A 16412-nucleotide genomic window follows, 5' to 3' on the forward strand; every position below is an offset into this window, starting at 1 on the left:
CCATCGGGGAAATCTGCGACCTCTACAATCCGACAGAATGCTGGAACTACTTCAAAGCCGCAGGATGCATCTCAAATTAATCTCGAAACGCTTTAGCTATGCGCTGAAAAACTATACGAGGCCTTCGTTTATTGCGCCACCTCATGACCTCCCCTCCACCTCACTTGTGGAACTGGTCAGATGAGATTCAATCCATACCTGTATGTCAGAAGGTCGATAGCGTACCGCCTTTCCCAGCTTTACATATTTTGGCCCACCGCCACGCACCCGCCACGCCTGTATGGTCCGTATAGAAATTCCAAGATAATCCGCCGCCGCCGCTTCTGTAATCAAAGCGTTCTCAACGCTGTTCAGTTCCGTCCTCATAACCATCATCTCCGCTCATTTGCGATGAGGAAATGCTGGTTGGATTCCACCGACAAAAATAGGCGACACGATTATTCAGTGCGGGTGATCTGATTTAGCGATTTGAAGAGCGCGCGGATCTTGGCCCCGGTTTCGTGCGGTCTTTAGGAGCGTGTAAAGCCCAAAGTCTCTCAAAATGTCGACCACTTAATCCTGGAAAAAGCTGTAATGCTTCCTTCTCGATGCAGTCTCTTCTTTGCCAAGGTCGATCTGCAAGAGCTTGCAGAAAACGTATGACTTCAGCCTCAACAAAACGGCCTTTGCTATCAGGTCTAGACTTGCGCTTTCTCTTGGTGTTTTGAGCCACAAATATCGTCAGATCTTCGGCCAACACCTGTCTCTTATCACCGTCAATACGCAAGAGTTCATTTCGCCGCAATGAGACATAGGAGAACTCAGAGGACCAGAGAGAGGCAGGCACGTCAACAGCTTCAGCTAGGGCGCTCTCACGTCCTTTCGCTATGAGTTCACCACTCTGCAGTGCTGATATCAGAGTTAGATACGTTTCAAATATAAGCTGAATTGCTAGCATTTCCTCAGCTCTCCTGTGAGCTTTGCCGCTCTCAAGGATTTCCATCAACCCATGATCATTCAGCCACTCGGGAAGAACTGTTTTCTTATGGTGCTGAGTTAAAGTTCGAAGGTCAGTTGTTACAGGCCAACAACTAGGCGAGAGATTGGAAAAATAAGAACAGATGCCCTCGAGTGTCCAATCATAAACTGATGCAACCACGCTTGCGTCATAGATTGCTTCACTCACTTCATCTCGATCAAACAGTAATCCTCCGAAAGCATCTTTGAAGAAATGCCCTTCGACAAGCGTCAGATCATACGCTGCAATCTCCCCCATTGGATCTCCTAACCTAACAATCACGGACACCACTGTAGACTAGCGCAAACTGAGGAATGACTTTACTGAAACAAGTTCACTTAGTAACGACTAGAACGAAAGGAATCCTGCTCTCAAAAAGCAGCTCAAAAGCCGACTTTTAGCTAGCTCGATCACGGGTTAAGACACGCTTACACGATGCCTTCAGCGGTAGTTTTTGCGACGATATGCGGTTACTGACCAATTGCGGACATTCGCAAAGTTATAGAGCAGCTCCGTTCAGGACAAGACATCAACTTAAGATTGACTTCAATTAGCTTGACGCTAATGCACCTCTTTTGAGATGACAAGGCATGCTACCAGAGCGGATCATTATCAGTAACCTTGGTTCAAACAGCGCTGCTAGCGTACAGTAATTGACTTCAGTATAACATTGCTCACGGCCATGTATTGACAACATCGCTTACCAGATCATCCAATAGACGGATATTGGGAGTGCAAGGAAATTCATTTGCCTCCTCACTAAGAAACCGCAATGTTTCTGACCTTGATAGCATGCTCTTTGCGTGCAACAGGTCATTCCAAGCTAATATTGGATTTCTCTCCCGAATTATGGGGGCAAGCTTTTTCTCTCCTAAGGTCAGCTTGCCATTTTCTTTGAGCAGGTCCCAAATTTGAGATACTGCGTCCTCATCATCTGGCGTTATCTGCTCAAATATGCATCTAAAAATGTGGTCCTTTTCATTAGGACCGTTATGCAACGAAAGAAGGTCAAATAGCGCTTTCAACCGCTGTTCCTGATCTTCAATGCCAATCTCTATAATCAGAGTCTTACTCGCTAATTCCTCATTCTCAAGAACGTTTAACTCTAGAATGACCGACCATAAATTATATCGATCTTCTTTGATTGAGACACCTTCAAAATCCAATAACCTCTTGTACAATCCGGCTGCTTGACACATGCTGAGTGCTGGTAGCAGTGCAATCAATCTATCTCTATCACTCGCTTCACCTGTTTTCTGATACAAAGCAAATGCGTGTTGTGCCTGGGTGTTATCTCTCTTCGAATTTGCGAAATAAGCATTCAAAGCCTGATTCAAGATAACTTTTTGTCTTTCATTTGCGTAGCGCAACAGATCAATCGAGCCCGATATTCTTAGATACTCACTAACATTCCCACGTACGAACAAGAGGAATAAAAAAGTAACAACGTCGTTACGAAGCGTTCCCTGAAGGACATGAAGGGATCTGCGCAAATCAAAGATACCAGCCTCTCTACCCACTTGCTGCATTGAGCGTAAGAAATCACGAACAGACTGTAAGAAAACGCCAAATTCTGCGCTTCCTTGTTCAATTATCTGATTATCGATCAGTGTTAGATAATGTCTAATTTTCCTGTCTTGAGATGACCTGCTAACTTCCGCCAAAAACAAAGCTTTACACCGATCAAATTCTGCCCCTGCACTACTAGCCTTCAAAAACTTCAAATACAGCGTGCACTTGTGTTCATGATCCTGAAGCTTATCGACCTCTGACAACCACTCATTGGAGTTGCTCGGCCAACCATCTATTTCTTGCAGCAAAGATAGTTTCCAAGAAAACAGACCAAGATAATCATCAACTTCTTCAGCAGCAGCAAATGATAGCCGAATTGCTTCCTCGTACCTGCTATGGCCCGTTATTGCATTGGCGAGTTGCGCATATGAGAAAGTTCTATTATTCGCCGTTGGTTGTTGTTCGCATTTCTCAAAAGCCAAATCGATTAGCTTTTCATGCAACTCACCTTCGACGAGTTTGCTCATGTTCGCGCATGCGGTTGATGCATGATATGCAGGAAGCATTGAAAGATTTCTTATGATCTGCGGATATTGCTGATAAATATCGTCTTGGCGACCTGCAATTATCGCCTTCGCAACAATTATAAATAGGTTCCCCGCGAAAAAATCACAAAAGTCATTGCCAGCAAATTGATCAATCCCCAAGCGAGGTTGAAGTCGCGATATTAGATCGTTGATTAACTGACTTGCAAAAGTCAGGAACCGATCTGTCAATAATTCGGGATGGCTATACAAGAAGCCGCAAACACACCTTCCCACACGTAGTCGGTCTTTTTCTGCATTAAGATCTGCAATGATAGCATCAATCAAATCACCAGAAACTGCTATCCCGGCAGAAACACTGAGGCGTAACCGTGTTCCGGCTCTGGATATCGGATCAGGATAGTGATCGATAAGGGGCAGGGCTTCATTAGCCAACTCGATATCATCAAAAGTATTCAGAAACTGACTAGTCAACTGAAGCTTGAGTATAGCGGGTGCATAATCTCGATATTGCTCACCGAACCTGCGAACTTGTTCTGCATGCGCATCATCATCAATATTTGCTTGTTCGAAAATTTCGTGGCACTTCTCTTTGATTACTTCAACTCTTTGAGAATCCACATGATCCACGAGTCGCAGGTAGCGGCTCATCTTAGATGACGAGGCTTCCATTTCATCAATTTCTGCGATTATCGCGTTTCGCAGGCTATCGGGCAAATGCTGAAAAATATCAATTTTGCGATCTAAACGGTTGTCTTTGGGGAATCTATCAATTTTCTCAATAGCGTAATCTACGGGTATTATTCCGATCTCAATCGCCTGCGAGAAAATGTCGGTTGGTATCTGATTACTTAAGCTGCTGATAGACGATAGTGCTAAGGCACACTTACAGACAAAACTGCAAAATTGCTCTTCATTTATGCTCTTTCTTTCAAAGTATTCCTTCTCCGCCACTTTCCACGCAACATTAAGATCGCTGGCATATGATGCATGTCTGAGCGAACTCTCTAATTGAGAGTTTCTCCAGTTCTGAATTAAAAGCACTTCAGCTTCTGTGAGGCCGCAATCGTATTCTTCGAGATGGATGCGATAGTTACCAAGCAGATATGGAGAAACCTCACCTGCCGACTCAACCTCATCTTTCGCATATTCAAAAAAAGCTTGCTGTCCGGCTCGAACTATCCCGCTTCCATAAAAATGTTCGTCTAAAATGTATTGCGCAAATTTGGGGTGGTTTAAAGTAAGATATCGATTGCCAGATACTCGCATCAAAACTCGATCAATAGACCTGAGATCGCCATCCGAAACAAAAATTTCTGAACCAGTCAATTTTGAAACAAGTACTTCCAGATCACGAATAGAGATCGGGGCAAAAGCTGATGCTACAATTAGCAGAATATATTCGATTTTTTGCGTCAGATTGAGATCATTTATCCAACTTGCAAAATACCCACCAAACCCTGCATCAATGTTGCTTAAGTTATTCAGCTTCAATATCGGATCGTCAGAACACAAAACATCGCTGAGAATAAAATTACAGATCAGAGGGTCACCCTCAGATATTCGACATATTTCTCCGATGAAATCAGCCACGTTTTCTACGTGGACCGACAATGTATCCAATACTAGATTAGCTATGTTTCCATCAGACAGACGCGGCACTCTCAAAACGGCGGGAGATATTGTTTCCCATCTAAGTACCCTTAACCAGCCATCGGTATTCTTTGTAGCTGTTATCCTTGCTGAAAACAGTATCTTTATATTTGGGAACTCACCGACAGGGAGTATTGTGTTCCAGTTATTAAAGCCAACGGCTTCATCTAAGCCATCCATGACAATCAGCAACCGCTTGCCCTGATCATCTGCTCGCCTCAAACACTCCTTTATTCGGCTGATATAGTAAATATCACGATGAGTTTCCGGCGCATCCAGCTCCTCCTCCAAAAGGTCAGCCAGTTGCTTAGCAAAAATCTCAAGAAAAATAGCAGGGCGGTTAGTAGAGAAACGCGTACTGATAGGTACAAATACTATTCCAATGTCACGATTAAACTCTTCAGCAAAGAGCCAGTGAATTAGGAGTGCAGACTTACCACGCCCGGCAGGAGCGGTCATAAGGCATTTTTGTGTTGTTGAACTGAGCCACTCACTCAGCTCCTGGAATTCTTTTTCGCGCCCACCAAATGGAACAGGTCTTTCATCCGATCCTAAGTAACTTCTGACAAAATCATCAATCTGACTTTGATATCCGGTGGGCACCCGTTTCAAAAAGATATTGATGATTACATCGCGACCTGCTGCGATGCTCCCATTTGAAGCGCGGACAGTAGTGTGATCGAACATGCTTACTCGTCGTTTGAGCTATCTTTCGAGGACGTATTTTTGATATTATCTCCAATGGAGATATCACGGCCAGCGGCAATACTGCCTCTGTCAGCTCTTACGTTGACTTGTTTCCTAGCCCTTCTCTTAACAATGAAAAAGCCAGCAACAAAAGTTGTGATCGTTATCGCCGCAGATATGGCGGCACCATCACCAACAAGCCATTGCCTCGCTTCATTCCAAACTGCTGATAAATCACCCATTACAACTCTCTCAAACAACATAAAACGAATGTAGAGATTACAATATAATGGCAGGCCGTATTGCACAATGTGATGCGTAAATCTCTACTAAAATCAATTGTCAGCTTCGCACGCTAAACATGGAACACTCTCTTAACACTCGACAACAATCACAGATAGAAACGTACGGATGTTCGCTTCTGGCCCACGAAGCAGCTGGCGCTACAGCTGATCGGATCAGCCTTACGGCACTACGCACAATCTCACTTAGTCTGAGCCCAAGCGAGATTATAGCTTCAAATTATCTACGCTCAAAACGGCGATAATCTCAAGCAGCTACACCTAGCGGCGCATTAAGCCTATTAGAAGGACTGACGTTACAATGCGACTTACAAGCAGATGGCTTTAATTGGAACAGGTTCTGATGGGAACGGTATCTTTGCTTTCGGCTACTTTTTCCTACTCTCGCAACATTTTCTCCCACATATAAGCGCAGTAACTGCAAAGATCAGGATGTTCGGGGCTATATTCATGGACATCGATAGCAGCGCTACAACGTGAGCACTCCCCTGCAATGCTTTCCCCGCACGAAAAGCAGACGCTGATCTCCCCAGTCTCGACGTATGTCTCTGTGCCACATTCGGGGCAGCGGGCAACGGCTGAGTTCAGCCCATCCTTTGCCAACAAGTAAGCGTTAGTCTCGTAACTGGCCTCCACCACCATTTCCATCAGCTTCTCTCGGTCGATATCTTCACCACATTGAGAGCACTTGCCATCTATCGACATATGGTCGGTGTTTGTTGCATCGGTTTGCCTAACAAGGGATGATTTACATTCCGGGCACAGCATCTTATCGAGGTTCTCTACAGGCGCAGGCCAATCGACGTCCTCCCAACTTGCTAGGCACGCGGTCCGAACTTTTTCGAACGTCGCACGCTCGGCGATAATCGTATCCCAAACGTCAGCGAGATGCTCCTGTGGGTCTTCATCAAGGATTTTGAAAAAGTCCACCACCATAGGGAACGAAGATGCGATTGCCTCACCAAGAGCACTTGCAGGTTCCTTCAAGTGGTAGTGCTCAAGGTTGTTACGAAACTGCTGTAATTGCTTGATGTTCACATCAGGCCAGGGAAGCCCGAAGTCCTTGAAACGCTGTTGAAGTTGGGCCAGGTCGACAGTCGCATAACCCATCACAACATGTTTAACGCCGCCCTCACCGTCTGGAATCGGCTTGAACTTAGCTCCGATGATTTCCATCGCATCAGCTTCTGGGGCGGCACTCACCAAGCATTCCTTGGCCAACAACAAAAGGCCAGCGTAGTAGTTTCTGGCCGCGCTTAGCATGCGATCGTCAGTGCCGTTCTCAAAATCCTCTATACCAAGAACAATTGACGTCACAGCATTGGTAAAGATTTCCGACATTTCGGCCCCATTTTGGTCAGTACATACGTCGGGTGCCAGCTAGGAGCGACGAACACCGCGCCTTAGGCAGAGTCCCCAACAATCTCGATCATCGGTGCCGCAGGCCATAGACGCCGGAGCGCTTTGAAGACAGTACACGCTATCGCTTCCGGAAGTTCATCTCGATTGTCTTTCATCAGGAGGCACACCGCGTTGATCCGATCCTGAACCGAGGGATGGGTATTAGACGCATCCCAACGGTCTTTAGCAAGCAGCACCAGTGCAAATAGAGCAAAATAGATCGCCATCGCCCGCTTTCGGCGAACAAGGGCGGGATCATCCCCACTTTTCTCAGCAAAACGATTTACATGCTCCAGAATAAATTTGGTGGCGAAATCATCGCAGGAGAACTCCTCTTCATGCCGCGCTTGTCGTGCTTCCGGCGTGTTCTCTAGGGGCGGTGCGCTGGTGCCTTCGCGCTGATGCCGGATGTGCCGGATTTCATGTAGCATTGCCCATGCAACTGCTATGATAGCCAGCTCTGAGGCCGCTCGCGCTTGAGGCTCTCTATCTGCGTTCGGCAAGGTCCCCGGTTCAGGAATTCCCGTTGGCAGAGAGTGGGCGTCTGATTGGTCGTTTTGAATGTTTGCTTCGAAAGCCACGACCAAAAGTCGGAAATGGGCAAGATCGACTGCTTGGGTGTCTTCGCTTTCGGCAAATGCCCTGTAGGCTTCCCATGCGGCGAAGGCGCCTATCCAGAAGGATCTAACAACCCGATGGTTGAACCGGACGAAGCGAAAGGCGCCAGCGTCCATAATGACCCGTTCATCTTCATGGATATCAGGAACAAGCTGAAACACCGGGTCGAGCTCGTTCCAGAGAGAGGTCAACTCTTCCCCCCGTTCCGGTATAGAGCCGATGAACAGGTCCCGGATCGCCTGCTGGACTGTTTCGTCTTGGCGTGCCTTGTCACTCATTGGCTGCTTATCCTAGCTCCATTGCCTTTATAGTAGTCTCATCTGTTACTATATTGGAAAGCTTGTTACGAGCAAGGACAGTGAACCATCCCGGCAGGCTGTTACCCGTATTTGCTCGGCCATTACGATGATTGCTTTGTTCTTGCGTCATCGCGTAAGAAAGCACACCTGCGCAGAACTCCGATACGCATCGTTATGTCACCGACCAGCTGCTATGATCTGACCCAATCCGATGCTGCGCCAAGCGCGTGTGTCCAGTAAAGGTCGGTCTCCCCCATGCCGCAGCAGGTACGGACATCCGCCAAGGCCTCTTTGTCGCCGACACAAGCGGTCGTATCGATCTGTGACGGGCGAGCCCAAAGGGCCTACGAAAATCCTCGACACAAACAATCTCAACTGTAAATGGAAACGCCCCAACGGCGGCTATTGGCCCGACTGATCTCGAAGTAGCCATGCCCATAAGATAGCTCACCCAACGAGCAAACTTCGAAAAATAATGCGTCAAATATCACCATCAATTCCATGAAGTTTTCAAGATTGCACTAATCAGACACTTTGAAGGCGATGGATACCAACACTTGAGGAACTGGTGATGATTTGGAAATGGACTGAGCGGAAGCGTCAGAAACTACTCGATAACGCAGTCAAAGAGCAACAGATTCAGGTTGCTGGTTGGGTTGAGTGTACTCAGGAGATGACTGATGAAACTATTGATACACTCTATCGGATGATGGAAAAGAGTGACAAGAGCCTTGAGCAGGTTGCCGCCAGCGAAGAGGGGCGCAAACTCCTCTTTCAATTTCTATTGCACCGCCAGTGGGTCGCTTACAACGTTGAACTCTTGCGCCAGGTTTCTGCAAAAGCAAAGAAAGCGCGCTTTTCCCATTACACAGAGCAGATCGAAAACCGTGTTGCAGTATCTGAAATGCAGATCCTCTACCGTCAGCTGATCGACGAGTTTTTGCCCTTTGCTGGCCGAGAAATTAAAAAGATCCAAGACTACTACAACCAATAGATTTGCGCAGAGTGTCCGTCCTTAAAGCAAGCTGGACATACAGAAGTATCTAAATCCTGTTCGCGCTGAATTTCTTCCAGTCGCGGACTTATTTCAACGAAACGGACTCCCGGTACATCTAGTCCATCTGACATATCCCGAACAATTCTTCTTACTTGGACCTTTTGTGGTTCTTAATCTTCTCTATCGCTGCCTCCCAACTTGGCTTTGCAGGCTTGTGGTTTGCACCAGGGGGAGATAGTGCGTATGCTTTAATAAAATCGACATCTATTCCTTTAAGATAATGCTGGGCCTTGCGTCCAAAAGCGACCACAATTGCGTTGGGTAGTGCGGATGCCTGATGCACAAGATAATTGGAAGAGCATGTCCTGTCAGTGACCGAGCCGATCTCGTTGGCGATTGAGCAAAGTCTACCTTCGGTAAGCCAAACATGGCGGAGTTGCTGATCGAAAGATTGATCTGGATACAGCTGATCTATGAACCACCTTGCATTTCGATGAAATAGATCTGCGCCGGATGCAAAGCACTCATATACATAGCTTAAACTCTCGTTGAGTAGCTGTTCTGGAGTACTCTTTGCGTTATAGCGCTCTTGCGCATGCGGGTGTCCAGGTTCAGAGAACACCATTACCAGCTCCACATCTTCAGGTGTGCCTGTTGCACCTAGGAAACCTCTTGGGACATGGCCGAAATTCGGGCGAAACTGAGCTTCTCGACAAATGCCAAAGTGCGCGCAGGGAGCATAGGCGGGTAACACCAATTCTTGAAGCTTTTTACAGGGAAGCGGCATAGAGCGACTCCTTAGTTGGATGATCCCTTAGATCTACCTTCTTCGCACCAGAATGTTGTTTTGATGCCGTCTTGATCGTTAAACAGTCGTGCCGCTAACCAGCAATTTCCCGAATTATATTCAATTCCGTCAGATGCATCAAAAGTGGCAATGTGGATTCTCATGCTGGGATCCAAAACAGAATTTCGGTATAAAGTATAGATGTGAGTTTGGCTGAAAACAGAAAACGGCAAGGCAATTGATAAAACAATGATTATAAGAAGCAAGCCGCGCATATCTTCTCCTTTTTAGGATTTGTCATTGATTTGTTTTATGTGGGAGCAGATGTCGAAAAGGACGCCAAAGATAATGGCAATACCAATATAATATGTGCCTTTGTCGATGGCTTCTCCAGTGTCTGCAGAACCCAAAACGTGTCGTGCGAAGGCGATACGATCTTCAGGTGGAAATGATGCCCCAATGAAACCCATAACGACTTTGAATGCGCCAAGAACCAGAGCCAAGTAGGCAGCAATACGGCATAATTTTGCAAAAAACATAGTCAAACCCCCAGATGGACTGATATTTATAAAATCTAGAATAGTACACTGAGGCGCTGATTAAATTTACTGACTTTCTTGGGGCCACTACTCAGACCGCTACAATTGTTGATTGAAAAGTGCGAATGTCAGCTGTTGAGCCCACCGCCCGATATCATTACGATTTCAGTCATCAAACAACTTTACCAAAAATTATTCTGCACATATTCTGGTCTTCTGAGCAACGCTTGGCAAATAAGCCAGTAGTTCCTTGTTCTTACCAACTTAGACCTCAATACCGTCTTCTGTACGCTGTAAGATTAACTAGATGTGGTGGTTGAGGGCGGTACGGAGGAGCTGTTATGACCATATCAAACCTTCCTATGATCCGACCAGTAAAAACAGTCTGGAATCGCGGCAGGATTGTCGGGCAAAAGCGCCCTTTACTACCAAAACACGTTTGGGCCGTTCGTGTTCGCCTTGAGCTCGCAGACAAAATACGTGAGCTAGCTTTGTTCAATACAGCAATCGACAGCAAACTCAGAGGGTGTAATCTTGTACGTCTTAAGGTTGTCGATGTTTTTACTTCAGGGCGAGTGAAAGAGCGCACTTCAATAATACAGAGTAAGACCGGTAAGCCTGTGCAGTGTGAACTCATGGAGGGAAACAGATCAGCCTTGTCAAAATGGATAGCAGTCCAGAAATGATCGGGTCAGAGTACTTGTGGCCAGGCCGGTTTCATGACAGGCCGCATATTTCGACACGACAATATGGCCGAATGCTGAAAGAGTGGGTTCTATCAATCGGGCTAGAACCAAGCTCTTACGGTACACACTCAATGCGCAGAACTAAGGTCGCGCAAATCAACAAGAAGACAGGTAATCTTCGAGCCGTGCAGCTTCTTCTTGGCCACACAAAGATGGACAGTCCTGTCAGATACCTAGGTATCGATCTTGAAGATGCACTTTCGTTGTCAGAGAAAATCGACATTTAGCAACCAAGGAGCTGGTAGGGAGCAGCTCCGCACTCTTGAGTTTTCCGCCTGACCAATTGCGGGCATTCGGTCGAAATTTAGCCGCCTACAGCCAATACGTGACTCCAACCATAGGTCGACTTTGACTAGCTCGTTGCTGAGTGACTACACAAGACCTTCGTGCAGGCATGGTTCGTCTCTGGTTAAAGCGCTTCTGCTACATATCGTTGTTAAAGACCAATGTTGTCCGGATGTTCGTGGACATGAAAATCTATCCCATCGAAGCGGTAAGCGTGGCGAGCACAAGCAAGCCAGAGGATGTTGTCGCTCACGCTATCCAGAATACGCACTTGTTTTCCTGGATATTCGTCAACCTTAACTATGCGATCTCCTTGCAACTGGAACAATCCGTCATCGTTGCCGACATAAACCTTGTCTTGGAACTTGCGAATGAACAGGAAGTTTAAATAAGAAGACAGCGGGTCAACGATGGAGCGAAACCCCTCCTTTGCGTTTCCTTTTAAAAGAGTGCCTTCAAAACCTGTGATGTAGATTTCATCTTTTGAAATTGGATGAATATCAGATAGAGAGGCTTCAGTATCGCTGAGGACCCGTTCCCATTCTGTGCCATCGAAATGATAAATTGTATTGCGAGAGCCTGTAGCATAGATATCATCCTCCGCAATACCGTTAATGAAAATGAAGTATGGAATCTGATCCATTATATCAGATATCTCATCACTGCGTGTTGAATACTCCCCTGCCTTAATTATTGCAGACCTTCGCTCTAGTAGGGTCGTTACTTTTTCTCCCATTTTGCCGCCAATACTATGCCACCTCCCTTCATCGCGCTTGTAAACTTGCGCATTAATTCCACAAGCAAATAGTTTCTTGCCTATACGCCGCATGCAAGTTAGTTCGCCACGGCCATCATCTGCAATTAGTCCGGCTTCTGGTATTTGCTCTATTTCAGTTCCGTAAGAATTATGCATCTTTACCAAACCATGATTTGAAAGTTCGCAACCTGCCGGCATTCCGGCGGGACCATTTTTAGTGTCACATGTCGACACTACCGACGCATCAAGCCAGTCTTGATGTGCCCATTCTTTAGGGGCCGCTGGATTTAAGTTCAGATAGAAAACCCTAGTAAAGTCATATTCCTCAACATTTAGCTTATCGGGAACAGCATGCAACATCAAAGCCGTATCCGAAATAGCATGACCGCCGGAAATCAAAGCGGGTTCAAGCTGTATAGTCATATTTGAGAAAACTCCTAGAAAACATTGTCTGATGGTAGACCTGTTCCACCCCCGGTGCCAACACTATTGGGATCAACAGCTAACCGCCCGGTGGGATCAGCTCTCCATCTTGTATTTGGTCCCAAGCCGCGGGCCTGATGGTAGGTGCGAAGCTGCGCTTTCATTACAGTCTCATCACACCCCGTTTCTTGAGCAGCTGCTTTTGCGCCATTGCCTTCCAAATCTACAAGAGTAGCTGTGCCAACTGGCTCTCCCTGTTGTCCCAACGCTTTCTCACCCTCGTTCTGCCGAAGATGAACTCGCCCGTGCATGTTGCTTCCAGGTTCATGCATCTTCGGCGTCGCGCCTTCAACACAGATACACAACCCTTCTGCATGGGGTACGCCGCCATCATATACAGCTCCTCCCTTGCCTGGAGCTCTGAATGACCGGTCTGCGACCACATGGTGCGGAGTCGATCTGCCCGGCATATCGCCACATCCTGCCTTGTAAGGTCTTAGCCGGCACCGATCATCGTCATCATCGTCATTGTCCCGACCTGAGACGCGCGTAGTTTCAGTTGAAAGGCCCGTACCTGGTGGCGTGTCAATACTTTCGTTTGTTTCAACTTGGCTTTGAATTTGGCGTTGCTGTTCTGCTGCAGGCGAGGACGGGTCCACCCAAGATGGGTCAACTTGCGGATTTGGTTGCAAATCTGGAGCTGGTGATAGCTGATCCCCAATAGGTTGCCTTAAAAACGGTGTGCCAGGAGCGATTTCTCCAGTAAGTGGATTGTATCCGCCAGAAAGGTTCTTTGCACGCTCAACGCCTACTGCTCCAATCCCTGCTGCCGCAGCTCCAAGCGGTAATGTAGCCGCAGTTTGAGGATTACGTGCCAGCCAAGGTAGTAACCGGGACCACCAACGGTTCTTCTTTGCTTTGAGCTTATTGTCGTTGTTTGCTGTCGGCGGTACTTTTTTTGAATTTGGGTTGTAAGGTGGCGCTTCTGGAGGTGTAGCCTGCTGTGCTGGTGCAGGCGATAACACCGTACTGGCAGCCGTGCCTGCCGAAGCATATTGAGCGCCAGCAATAACAGGATCAGGTGAAGCATCGCTCATCACTTGAGGTGACTGATCGGAAGAACCTGGTGCTGAGGTATCTGTGGTGTCTGCACCATCATCTGCTTGCTGATCAGCAAAGTAAATTGGCGGTGTCAGCTGATCAATATCAGTCCGCTTCACATAATTTAGCTTCCCTTGTGTATTCTTGTTATTCATGTACCAGACATCATTCTGTCTGATCACGAAATGGCCGCAGGCCCGAACACGGGAAGAATGCTCCTTAGGGTGGCAAACGCTTTCAATCGTGCCAGATTTAACACCTTTGCCTGTGCCGGCTGCATCACCAGAACACTTGGTGATGATTGAGCCCATTGTATGGACCCGCTTTTTAGTTGCGCGGACTGTCGGGCAGGTATTGGCATCATCAGACTGCTTTGCAACGATTGTATAGGGAATGGGCACATAGCTGGACCCAACAGGAGTGAGGCAGACATCTGGGTAAATTGAAATCAGATAACCTTCACTTGTATCTCGGCTAAACTCGCGAGGTATACTCATGCCGTTTCCTCCTCACTGAACCCAAATAAACCGGATGAAGGAACCGCTCTTGCTTCCTCATCATCAAACCCGCTTAGGCTCAGGTCTATTTTAAAGAATGCAGGACAGATGGGCAGCCAACCTCGCCAGGTCAGATCAACGGTGCCTGGGGATGTACTGGTGTTGATGTGAACACCGTCCAGGTTCAGGCGCAATATTGCTTCGCGACCATCAATCCAATGATACTGAGCAATAAAGAGAAGCTTCGGCAAGTTGAATGCCAAATTACTGCCATCTGGCTGAACTCCGGCAAGCTCTATTCGTTCATTGCCTTGCAAATATCCATTTTGAATAAGCTTAGGATTGGCACATTGGTAAAACCGGTAATCAAAATCCTCTGGAAGTTGTGGGTGTCGGTTTTCTTTCCATGCCTTATCATAGGTGCCAGCATACTGCTGGCGACACCGCCAAAATGAGGGAATAGGCCCAAACCCGTTAAGAGAGAAATGGTCATCAAGCTTAGTCTGGCTATTTAACGATCTGATTAAGGGGATGGGATATTCTTTGTCTTTATGGAGGTACTCCTCCTTCAAAGCAGGCATACCCAAAGGGTTCTGCGGCACATCCTCGTTAACAGGCCCCTCAGCAATCTGATCACTTACCGCAAGCCTGTAATCTAGATGGGCAAAGCTTATGGGCCGAGGCTGTGAACACTTCCAGCTCTCTTTTTGAAAACTCCAATTAGATGGTCCCTGCACCTCTAATATGTATTCATGGGCACCAGTCTTTACGCCACAATGCCATCTGTCTGCCTTACCATCACCCGGCGGGTAAGTGTTTACTAAGGCAGTAACATCACTGTTGGGCTTAAAGGGCACCAGATCTGAGCAAGCGAGCATAGGTGTTTTATGCGGATCCGCTTCGTAAACATCTTCCAGTACAAGCTCTTGCGTACTGCTAACTGCTAGGCGCCCACCTTCTTCAATCTCGAAACGTCCCCGAACTGCAACAACACCCATGGGGGTTCCGTCACGATGGATCTGTTCAAATCCCAGAGCTGCAAAACCTGTTGTGTTTTTATCCAGCATAGCAGCCTCTAATTGATATCAACGACTTTGCCGTTGATCTGAACGTGACCAGAGGCTGTGAAATTGAACTTAGCACCAGAGATTGTCACGTTGCCGTCTTTGTCCATAATCAATTTAGACTTACCGACTTTGATGATTAACTCTTCGCCCACATTAATTGTCTGAGTGTGGCCTACCGACGTGTTTTTGTAAGCACCAACCTGTTCAGTTTTACCTATTCCAACCGTATTGCTTTCAAACTTTTCGACGATCGTGTTGTGAACTCCACTGATCGGCATGATCTGAGAGAGCATGCCCCCGATTGCAGCTGCTGTTCCTTGTTGGTCCCTGCCTGCCTCGAGGAAATGATTTTTTGATGAATTGAAGCCAGCGTTTCCTCCCAACGACGCCCCTTCTGCTAATGCCCCCGCAGCTGCAACACCGGACATGAAGGTGCCTACTGCAGAGTTACCAGTAGCTTCAGCTCCAATTGCACTATCTTTGCCCCCAGCAGCAAGTACTGCACCAAGTGTTCCCATGAGTGCCTCCCCAGATCCTCCACCAATGGAGACATTCATCGACCCACCAATTTTCTCCTGATGGTTGCCGCCAATCTCAATGCTCTTGTTGGAGCCGACGCTTTCAATCTGGTTATTCTCAATGCGCTTGGCCCGGTTATTGAGAACTTTGATCGTCTGATCTTTCTGGGCATGGGTGAAGATATTCTGTTTGCCAGCTTCATCCTCAAATGAGATCTCGTTGTAGCCATCTTCTTTATGACTGTCGGACCTGATAACCATTTTGGTTTTATGGTCCGGCAGTTGGTAGGGAGACTTGTTATTGTTGTGATACGTCCGCCCTGTGATGATGGGTTGGTCTGGGTCGCCTTCGAGGAAGTCTACGATGACTTCGTGGCCGATGCGGGGGATGGCGATGTGGCCCCAGCTGGCGCCGGCCCAGTTGGAAGAAACGCGGATCCAGCAGGACGAGGTGTCGTTCTTGGCACCATGGCGATCCCAGGGGAACCAGACTTTCACCCGGCCATGTTCATCGCAGTAAATCTCTTCGCCCTCAGGCCCGGTGACATGGGCGATCTGGGGGCCATCCACCAATGGCTTTTTAAGCAATTTGGGCCGGTATGGCAGGCGCGCGGGCATGACCTCAAACCCGGCGCTGTAAGTGGTGGAGCCGCTGCCGGCTTCCTCAGCCACGGCCTGCGG

The 16412-nt window shown here is 47.4% G+C and carries 14 protein-coding genes and 1 pseudogene; 2 read left to right on the forward strand and 13 right to left on the reverse strand.

Annotated elements, in window-relative coordinates:
* Positions 1-141 precede the first annotated feature (141 nt).
* The 6 genes from PPL9_RS00075 to PPL9_RS00100 all read right to left on the reverse strand — a co-directional run bounded on the left by PPL9_RS00075 (position 142) and on the right by PPL9_RS00100 (position 7993).
* A complete protein-coding gene (locus PPL9_RS00075; RefSeq protein ID WP_208989073.1) occupies positions 142-375 on the reverse strand; it encodes a helix-turn-helix domain-containing protein in 234 nt (77 codons plus the stop codon).
* An 85-nt stretch (positions 376-460) separates the two neighbouring features.
* Complete coding sequence (locus PPL9_RS00080) at positions 461-1255, reverse strand: hypothetical protein (protein WP_057460731.1); 795 nt, start codon at positions 1253-1255, stop codon at positions 461-463.
* 416 nt (positions 1256-1671) lie between these two features.
* Positions 1672-5394, reverse strand: a complete 3723-nt coding sequence (locus PPL9_RS00085) for an ATP-binding protein (protein WP_057460732.1) — start codon at positions 5392-5394, stop codon at positions 1672-1674.
* Positions 5395-5396: 2 nt separating this feature from the next.
* On the reverse strand, positions 5397-5636 hold the full coding sequence (locus PPL9_RS00090; RefSeq protein ID WP_057460733.1) for a hypothetical protein: 240 nt from the start codon (positions 5634-5636) through the stop codon (positions 5397-5399).
* 438 nt (positions 5637-6074) lie between these two features.
* Positions 6075-7037 (reverse strand): hypothetical protein, encoded by a 963-nt coding sequence (locus PPL9_RS00095; protein ID WP_057460734.1) that lies wholly within the window; start codon positions 7035-7037, stop codon positions 6075-6077.
* Positions 7038-7099: 62 nt separating this feature from the next.
* A complete protein-coding gene (locus PPL9_RS00100) occupies positions 7100-7993 on the reverse strand; it encodes a phage exclusion protein Lit family protein (RefSeq protein ID WP_057460735.1) in 894 nt (297 codons plus the stop codon).
* Positions 7994-8585: 592 nt separating this feature from the next.
* Here PPL9_RS00100 and PPL9_RS00105 point away from each other — a divergent pair.
* A complete protein-coding gene (locus tag PPL9_RS00105) occupies positions 8586-9008 on the forward strand; it encodes a hypothetical protein (RefSeq protein ID WP_057460736.1) in 423 nt (140 codons plus the stop codon).
* A gap of 151 nt (positions 9009-9159) precedes the next feature.
* Here PPL9_RS00105 and PPL9_RS00110 read toward each other — a convergent pair whose 3' ends face one another.
* From PPL9_RS00110 to PPL9_RS00115, 3 genes are read right to left on the reverse strand one after another with little or no spacing between them, the layout of a single operon-like run.
* Entirely contained in the window at positions 9160-9798 is a 639-nt protein-coding gene (locus PPL9_RS00110) for a hypothetical protein (protein WP_057460737.1), read from the reverse strand.
* A gap of 11 nt (positions 9799-9809) precedes the next feature.
* The gene (locus PPL9_RS31820) at positions 9810-10073 is read right to left on the reverse strand and encodes a hypothetical protein (protein ID WP_152986547.1); all 264 of its coding nucleotides are present in this window, start codon (positions 10071-10073) and stop codon (positions 9810-9812) included.
* Positions 10074-10085: 12 nt separating this feature from the next.
* Positions 10086-10337: a hypothetical protein gene (locus tag PPL9_RS00115; RefSeq protein WP_057460738.1), complete on the reverse strand. Its 252-nt coding sequence runs from the start codon at positions 10335-10337 to the stop codon at positions 10086-10088.
* A 362-nt stretch (positions 10338-10699) separates the two neighbouring features.
* Between PPL9_RS00115 and PPL9_RS00120 the strand changes: the two are divergent.
* Positions 10700-11310 (forward strand): annotated as a pseudogene (locus tag PPL9_RS00120) (tyrosine-type recombinase/integrase).
* Between the two features lie 209 nt (positions 11311-11519).
* On the opposite strand, the gene PPL9_RS00125 reads toward PPL9_RS00120, so the two are convergent.
* The 4 genes from PPL9_RS00125 to tssI all read right to left on the reverse strand — a co-directional run.
* Positions 11520-12548, reverse strand: coding sequence for a hypothetical protein (locus PPL9_RS00125; RefSeq protein WP_057460739.1), 1029 nt, complete (start codon positions 12546-12548; stop codon positions 11520-11522).
* Between the two features lie 14 nt (positions 12549-12562).
* On the reverse strand, positions 12563-14146 hold the full coding sequence (locus PPL9_RS00130; RefSeq protein WP_057460740.1) for a PAAR-like domain-containing protein: 1584 nt from the start codon (positions 14144-14146) through the stop codon (positions 12563-12565).
* The gene (locus PPL9_RS00135) at positions 14143-15144 is read right to left on the reverse strand and encodes a DUF2169 domain-containing protein (protein WP_161831160.1); all 1002 of its coding nucleotides are present in this window, start codon (positions 15142-15144) and stop codon (positions 14143-14145) included. Before PPL9_RS00135 ends, PPL9_RS00130 begins: the two co-directional genes overlap by 4 nt.
* A gap of 77 nt (positions 15145-15221) precedes the next feature.
* A partial coding sequence (gene tssI, locus PPL9_RS00140; protein WP_152986548.1) for a type VI secretion system tip protein TssI/VgrG occupies positions 15222-16412 on the reverse strand: 1191 nt, incomplete at its 5' end.

The organism is Pseudovibrio sp. POLY-S9 (genome assembly GCF_001431305.1).
Taxonomy (GTDB): Bacteria; Pseudomonadota; Alphaproteobacteria; order Rhizobiales; family Stappiaceae; genus Pseudovibrio.

Coding starts and splice junctions, on each gene's coding strand:
- PPL9_RS31820 (WP_152986547.1), bottom strand. CDS start 10,073: ATGCGCGGCTTGCTTCTTATAATCATTGTTTTATCAATTGCCTTGCCG.
- PPL9_RS00095 (WP_057460734.1), bottom strand. CDS start 7,037: ATGTCGGAAATCTTTACCAATGCTGTGACGTCAATTGTTCTTGGTATA.
- PPL9_RS00105 (WP_057460736.1), top strand. CDS start 8,586: ATGATTTGGAAATGGACTGAGCGGAAGCGTCAGAAACTACTCGATAAC.
- PPL9_RS00075 (WP_208989073.1), bottom strand. CDS start 375: ATGATGGTTATGAGGACGGAACTGAACAGCGTTGAGAACGCTTTGATT.
- PPL9_RS00135 (WP_161831160.1), bottom strand. CDS start 15,144: ATGGGTGTTGTTGCAGTTCGGGGACGTTTCGAGATTGAAGAAGGTGGG.
- PPL9_RS00090 (WP_057460733.1), bottom strand. CDS start 5,636: ATGGGTGATTTATCAGCAGTTTGGAATGAAGCGAGGCAATGGCTTGTT.
- PPL9_RS00085 (WP_057460732.1), bottom strand. CDS start 5,394: ATGTTCGATCACACTACTGTCCGCGCTTCAAATGGGAGCATCGCAGCA.
- PPL9_RS00130 (WP_057460740.1), bottom strand. CDS start 14,146: ATGAGTATACCTCGCGAGTTTAGCCGAGATACAAGTGAAGGTTATCTG.
- PPL9_RS00125 (WP_057460739.1), bottom strand. CDS start 12,548: ATGACTATACAGCTTGAACCCGCTTTGATTTCCGGCGGTCATGCTATT.
- PPL9_RS00080 (WP_057460731.1), bottom strand. CDS start 1,255: ATGGGGGAGATTGCAGCGTATGATCTGACGCTTGTCGAAGGGCATTTC.
- PPL9_RS00110 (WP_057460737.1), bottom strand. CDS start 9,798: ATGCCGCTTCCCTGTAAAAAGCTTCAAGAATTGGTGTTACCCGCCTAT.
- PPL9_RS00100 (WP_057460735.1), bottom strand. CDS start 7,993: ATGAGTGACAAGGCACGCCAAGACGAAACAGTCCAGCAGGCGATCCGG.
- PPL9_RS00115 (WP_057460738.1), bottom strand. CDS start 10,337: ATGTTTTTTGCAAAATTATGCCGTATTGCTGCCTACTTGGCTCTGGTT.